At 56.2% G+C, this 6,492-nt stretch carries 3 protein-coding genes and 1 pseudogene; 3 read left to right on the top strand and 1 reads right to left on the bottom strand.

Features of this window, described 5'->3' with window-relative positions; all coding sequences use genetic code 11:
• Positions 1 to 609: 609 nt before the first annotated feature.
• From AC07W4_RS27680 to AC07W4_RS27670, 3 genes are all read left to right on the top strand, one after another.
• Positions 610 to 1,062, top strand: coding sequence for an Ohr family peroxiredoxin (locus AC07W4_RS27680; RefSeq protein ID WP_495034713.1), 453 nt, complete (start codon positions 610 to 612; stop codon positions 1,060 to 1,062).
• 127 nt (positions 1,063 to 1,189) lie between these two features.
• The gene (locus AC07W4_RS27675) at positions 1,190 to 1,648 is read left to right on the top strand and encodes a MarR family winged helix-turn-helix transcriptional regulator (protein WP_495034712.1); all 459 of its coding nucleotides are present in this window, start codon (positions 1,190 to 1,192) and stop codon (positions 1,646 to 1,648) included.
• A 537-nt stretch (positions 1,649 to 2,185) separates the two neighbouring features.
• The gene (locus AC07W4_RS27670; protein ID WP_495034711.1) at positions 2,186 to 3,694 is read left to right on the top strand and encodes a multiheme c-type cytochrome; all 1,509 of its coding nucleotides are present in this window, start codon (positions 2,186 to 2,188) and stop codon (positions 3,692 to 3,694) included.
• Between the two features lie 526 nt (positions 3,695 to 4,220).
• Here AC07W4_RS27670 and AC07W4_RS27665 read toward each other — a convergent pair.
• Positions 4,221 to 6,492 (bottom strand): annotated as a pseudogene (locus AC07W4_RS27665) (hypothetical protein); the annotation flags it as partial.

Here is a 6,492-nt window from a genome sequence, read left to right as displayed (position 1 = left end):
AGTCCGGCTGACGCGGTCTGCCTGACGTACCGCGATTACTGGTTTTACGACTGCTTCGCAGCCGAACGCCGCCTCGCAGGCTCGGCAGCTGCTACAAAGGGTGTCGTGGCTGAAATTGCTTAACTGACTGGCATTACTCATATGGCCGGTTTTTTTTCGAGTGAAATACGTCCATTTCTTTTCAGCGCCAAAGCGTTGACCGTCATGGGTGAAAGCGATCCGAAGGGCGTAGCCAGAGGCCTGGAGGGTGAGAAGCGCATCATCCTTTCGACGAGGGGGAGGGTAGCGGGGTTTACCTCGCGTCTACCGCTCATCGCCAAAGCATAAAACAGGCTTTGACATCATTGGGGATTTGGTTGAATATTCATCCATCGCATACGATTCAATCGATAGCGATAAAATTCAACGACAACCCTGGCCGTTTGGAGACTTAACCATGAACACCGGAAGCCGCCGCACAATGTTCATCTCGACCGCTCACGTTTCCCATGGTCAAAACGGCAACAACTGGATCATTGCACACGCCAACTGGTGAACGTTGTTTTTTAAATGTCATTAATATCGCATGCGATACAATCGCACGAAAGATTAAATACTGAGGAAGTCCCCATGAGCAAAATCGAAAAAGTACTGGTAACCGGCAAAACCCACACCACTCATAACAGCGCAGGCAACACCTCGCGCGGCCATAACGGCAACCTCGACATCGTGCTGTCGTCCCCCGGCAGTGACACACCGGCACACGTGCTCACCGCCGTCCAGCCGCACCCGAAAGCCGAGCAACTGTTCGCCGGCGCGTGGTCGGCCTGCTATATCGCAGCGGTGGGGCTGGCCGCCCAACAGATGAAGGTGACTCTGCCGAGCGACACGGCCGTCGACATTGAAGTGGACCTGGGCCAGACCGGTGCGGCTTACTTCCTCCAGGCCCGACTGACCCTGCGAGTGCCAGGGCTGGACCAAGGGGTGGCGACCGAGTTGGCCCACAACGCCGATGCAATCTGCCCATACTCCAAGGCCACACGCGGCAACATTGATGTCGACATCAACGTCCTGACGGCATAACCCCCATTGCGGCCGGCTCACCGGGGATCTTCCCGGGGAGCCGGCCGTCGGTGTTTGTACGCACTTCCGATACCATCGCGTACGACGTATAGTTTCAGTCTCGCCAGACTGACCCAAGAGATCGTCCATGAAAAACACCGACAAGACATCCGCCCTGGATCTCAAACTCTCCGAGTTCCTGTGTTTTGCGGTCTATTCAACCAACCTGGCCTTCGGCAAGGCCTACAAGCCGATGCTCGAACGGCTTGGCCTGACCTACACGCAATACATCACCCTGGTTGCGCTGTGGGAGGAAGACAACCAGACCGTTGGCAGCCTGGGCGAAAAGCTGTTTCTCGAATCCAATACCCTCACGCCGATCCTGAAGAAACTGGAAGCGATGGGGTACTTGCTGCGCCAGCGCGACCCGGAAGACGAACGCCAGGTGCGGATCAGTCTCACCAAAGAAGGGCGAAAACTGCGCGAAGGCCTCACCGAAGACGGCTTCCCGCAAACCGGTCTTGATCCAGACGACTTCGTGCAGATGCAGAAGGCCATTGTGAAGTTACGGGGCAATCTCATTCGGTCGACCAAGGACAGAGAGTAAGTCGTACCCGGTAAAGCGAGTGGCCCCGGATTTGCGAAGTGGGCTGCGCGGAGAAACCCTTTCCTATTGCGCAATCAGGTGCATAAGTGCAGCAGGTTGCAGCGATAGAGAGTCGTCGGCCCAAGTAACGGATCAAAGCGGCTCATTAACCCCGCAGGGTAATACGAATATCGGATGTTGTGCGGCGGTTGTACCGCAGGACTGGCCCTTGGTCTGAATCCCCCCGATTTCGGAGTGAATTCCCCCCGCTACTGGGCGCGATTCCCCAGCAGGAGTCGCGTCTCCATCCGCTTGTGAATTTCAATTTCAGAGCAATGTTTGCGGGGCGTTCAGGTATGCCGGTAAAAATTTTCAGATCGATGGCAGGGTAATTGCTGAGCGAGGCTATCCCGCACATGAACGGTGTCGGGACGCCGTGGAGCTGTCAGTACCCCCATTGAGTGATTGATGGAACCGTCGGGTTGCATCGCGAAATACCCCTGTCTACTCAATGGAAGTGCTGCGGTCATCCTCTGCAACTGTCCAGGGGACGTCGATATGTATCACTTCAAGTCAGCGCTGCACCGGTTATCGGTATTGATCATTCCATGGACGCTGGTTTGCCTGCTCGCGGTAACGCTGGTGGCGGCGGACGAGCCTCAGGGCAATGACAATCAAAGTAATGACAAGTGGCTGGAGCCGGCACGTTCCAGGCTCATGCATGTGATAGGCGGGATGCCGTTCTTCCCCCATCGGGCCAATACCACCGGCAACCTGATCCTGAATGTGAAGGACTTCGACAATGCCCAAGTCTGTGGCGCTTGCCATACGGAGATCTACAAACAGTGGCGTTCATCGATGATGTCCCAGGCCTGGGATGAACCCATCTATCGGGCCTTGCTCAAGCGTGCGAGTTCGGCCACCGAGGGAAAGGTCGATAACTTCTGCACCGGCTGCCATACCCCGATCGGTCTCACCACCGGCCAGATCAATTCGCAGGTCAACCGCTCCTCGGTTGAAGACAGCGCGAAGAACACTCCGATGCCCGGGGTCGATTGCGAGACCTGCCACAACATCAGTGCCCGCACGGGCCTCGATAACGGTGCCTATGTCCTGAGCCCGCGAGCGAACGGCAAGCCGACCAAGTTCGGCCCGCGTAGGGATGCCGTTTCGCCTTATCACGACACCGTGTATTCCGCCCTGCACACCCGCTCGGACTTTTGCGGCACTTGCCACAACGTCACGCACCCCTTCAGCAGCGTGGCGGTGGAGCGCACCTATGACGAATGGCAGGAGAGCACCTACAGCCTTAACAATGTGACCTGCCAGAAATGCCACATGCCGGGTTTCAAGGGTAAGGCCGCGATCATGGGGCCGGATCGCGAGGAGGTCGCCTCGCATTGGTTCAGCGGAGCCAATGCAATGATGCTCAAGCATCTCGGTCAGGAGGAGGGCGCGCAACGGGCACGCGACATGCTCGGGCGCGCCGGGGACATAAAGTTCGAGCAAGTGCCGGCAGCCATGACGCCCGGGCAATACACCTCGGTAGCCGTCAAGGTGACCAACGTCGGCGCCGGGCACAAGCTGCCGACCGGCTTTCCCGAGGGGCGGGAGATGTGGATCGATTTCCGGGTGCAGGATTCCAATGGTCGCGAGATCTATCGCCTGGGTTCGATCAAGGACGGCAAGACCGAGGTCAACACACGCAATTTCAAGGTGCACATAGGCGACAAGGACGGCAATCCGCTGGACGTCGAGGTCTGGAATGCCACGCAGATTCTCTCGGACAACCGCATTCTGCCCAAGGGCTACGATATCGGAGAGTTTTCCTTCCTGGTGCCGGCCGACGCCGTCGGACCGCTGACCCTGACAGCCGATCTGAACTACTGGCCGTTTTCCCAGAAACTCGCCGACTACCTGCTCGGCAAGGATAAAGTGCAGGTGGAAATCACCCGGATGGCCAACGTCACGCAGAGCGTACCCTTGTCGACCGGATCCGAGACGGCGAAGCAAGCGGTGCCCTCGAAGTCGAAACTCGACGACGCCAGCGCTTACTACAAGGAATGAACATGTCGTCGTAATGCCTGAAAAGCCGGCGTGATTCAAGTTTCCTCAACCAGGGTATTCAAAGTCTCGCCGTGCTCAAACCACCTGCTGCAGCAGTGGTCACTACCTACGAAGCGGTGTTGCCGTGGAACTGCTCACCGGAAATGCCACGGTAAACGGGAAACGCACCTGGTGACAGGTGTGCTTCGTGGATCGGATACGGAGGTCGTGCCTTTGTGTTGTGATGTTTCTCTCGGCCATTGATACTGGCGTAATGTCCGCAATGAATTGCGGGAGCACGGCGAAGGTAAGTGGTGTCGATATCTACCTTGTGTCATATGGCATTTTAGCAAAAACTCCTTTTCTTTACATTGGATACGAAGTCCAAGGTAAAATCTTATATTTGGCCGGGTTTGGCGGTGACGCATTCTTGGATTCGTGAAGGGTATGGGGCAACACCTTGCCGAATAGACCAGGTGTTGCGTTCATACTTTGAATTAAATGGATTAATATATGTTTCTATGCATTAATTCAAAAAACTAATGAGTTACGGTGCTATATAAAAATAATCAATATGTCCCTGCTGCGTACCTCCTGTGCTCTGATTAACCTCTATGTAGGAAATTTTATGTTCGCCTGGAACTTGGAATTCAACCCAGTTGGGGGACGGATTAAAGCTACCATCATAGGGCGGACGACGCTCGCCTAAAAGCGCGCCATTCGAGTTATAGAACGTTAAAATTGTTAAGCCGTAACAACTAATGGAAAATTTGACATAGGAATATTCTGAAGCCAATGCGATGCGAGCAGTACCGGTAGAAAATATGACCAATGCATTTCCTTCCTTCATCCCGGGAGTAGGAAAGTCGATTCTTGAGATTCCAATTGCGGTATTTGATGATGTGATTGTCATCGTTGGGAGTCTTAATGGATTGCCCGGCCTAAGTACTTGCGGGGGGTAACCATCAAAATTATCTAACAACATCTCATTGACTACGACGCGAAAGGTTCGCGGATCCGAAGTCTGGCCCAAACCGTACAGCGCCTTGGCGGTGAAACTGTGCGCGGCCACGCTCAGGCCGGAGACCAACAGTGTCCAGATCCCGGTGATCGGGTCAGCCGTCGGCTGGCCTTTGGAAACGTTGCCGTCAAGCACATCGACTTTCTGACCTTTGCTGGCCTCACCAGACAGGGTCACCGCGGTTTCCACGGTGGTGGTGCCTTCGGGAATCTCCGCCCCGCTCGGCGAGCCTTTGGCCGAATCGATGGTCGGGGCGGTATCCGCGACCACAGTCAGGGTCCGCGGTGCCGACTCCGTTCCACTGCCATACAACGCCTTGGCTTTGAAGGAATGATCGGCAATCGTCAGTCCCGTCAAATCAACTGTCCAGACACCTTGGGCATCTGCCCTGGCCGTCTTGCCCGTGGAGGTCATGTGGTTGAAAACCTCCACCTCCAGAAACGTATTCGCCGTCCCTGTCAGACGAACAGTGGTGTCAATCGTGCGACCGCCATTGGCTATTGGCTGCCCTTTGGAATCATGCGCGGCGGTAATGGCCGGCACCACTCCATTTAACGCTGTCAAACGCCAGAGGTTCGAGGGCGGGTTGTTTGCGTATTGGCCAACGGCCTGGAAAGTGTGCAGCACGTTAAGCGTTAACCCGCTCACGGTATGGGTCCAGATCGAGTCGGTTCCTGCCTTGGCCTTGCCCTTGGAGGTCGTACCGAGGAAGACTTCCACCTCCTGAGCGGCAGACGCGGAGCCTGTAAGCGTGACTCTGTCGTGGACGGTATAGCCGTTGTCAGGGATGCCCCAGCCGCTACGATCCTCTACAGATCTGATGGTCGGGGCTGTGGTCGCCGTGACGGTCAGGGGGTGTGCGTCCGAGGTTTGGCCCGAACCGTACAGCGCCTTGGCAGTGAAATTGTGGGCTGCCACGCTCAGGCCGGTCAGGGTCAGGGACCATTCGCCTTTGGTGGTGTTGGCGGTGGCTTCCCCTTTGACCGTCTCAACGTCCTTGATCTGGACCTTCTGGCCCTTGCTCGCCTCCCCGGTGAGCTTGACGGTGGTGTCGACCGTGAAGCCGGCTGGCGGGATTTCAACGCCCTTGGAGTCTTCGGCTTTGATGATGGTCGGCGTCACCACCTCGAAGGCCTTGATCGTGTAGACCCGATCCGCAAATACCAGTGCATTGGCCTCGACATTGCTTTTATCCAGCGCGGCCTTGAACTTGATGGTCAGTGTGCTGCCATCTTTCAGATTTCTCAGAGAACTTAGGCTAAGGGCCTGTTCATTAAAACCGTGGTCTAGCCAGTTTTGTCTGACATATGCAGTCGGCGCATCCCAAAGCGTTATGTCGAAAGGTGTGTCATCTGCGTTGGTTCCCAGCAGGCGCAACCAAACGTATTGACCAAGCGCAATCAACGGCCAATTGGTCTTGCGAACAGTAGCGCTACTCAGATTGCTGACATCCAATTGCGGCCCCTCACCGTTGTTGGCGGCCTGGGTGATCAACGGTTTGGTCAGCACCTCGACCGGCAAGGTCCCGACATTCAGGCTCAACGGCAATGACGTAACAGGTTTGCCGTCACGGGTAATGGTAAACGTCACGCTCACCGTTTTGCCCAGGTTGAACGCCAGCACCGTGACCGGCAGTTCAATGTTCAGGCTCGTCTCACTGATCGGCCTGGCTTCGGTGGTGTGGGAACCCTCTGCATGGCTGCCGGCCGCCGCGGCCCAGGTCACGCTCAACAGGTCGGTCAACAGCAACCCCTCCGGCGGAACCTCGGCCGTCAGCGCCTCCACGGCGTTCATCGGT

The sequence above is a fragment of the Pseudomonas sp. GW821-FHT02A08 genome (assembly GCF_059422045.1).
This window is presented reverse-complemented; position numbering and strand designations above follow the sequence as displayed.

Coding starts and splice junctions, on each gene's coding strand:
- AC07W4_RS27675 (WP_495034712.1), top strand. CDS start 1,190: ATGAAAAACACCGACAAGACATCCGCCCTGGATCTCAAACTCTCCGAG.
- AC07W4_RS27670 (WP_495034711.1), top strand. CDS start 2,186: ATGTATCACTTCAAGTCAGCGCTGCACCGGTTATCGGTATTGATCATT.
- AC07W4_RS27680 (WP_495034713.1), top strand. CDS start 610: ATGAGCAAAATCGAAAAAGTACTGGTAACCGGCAAAACCCACACCACT.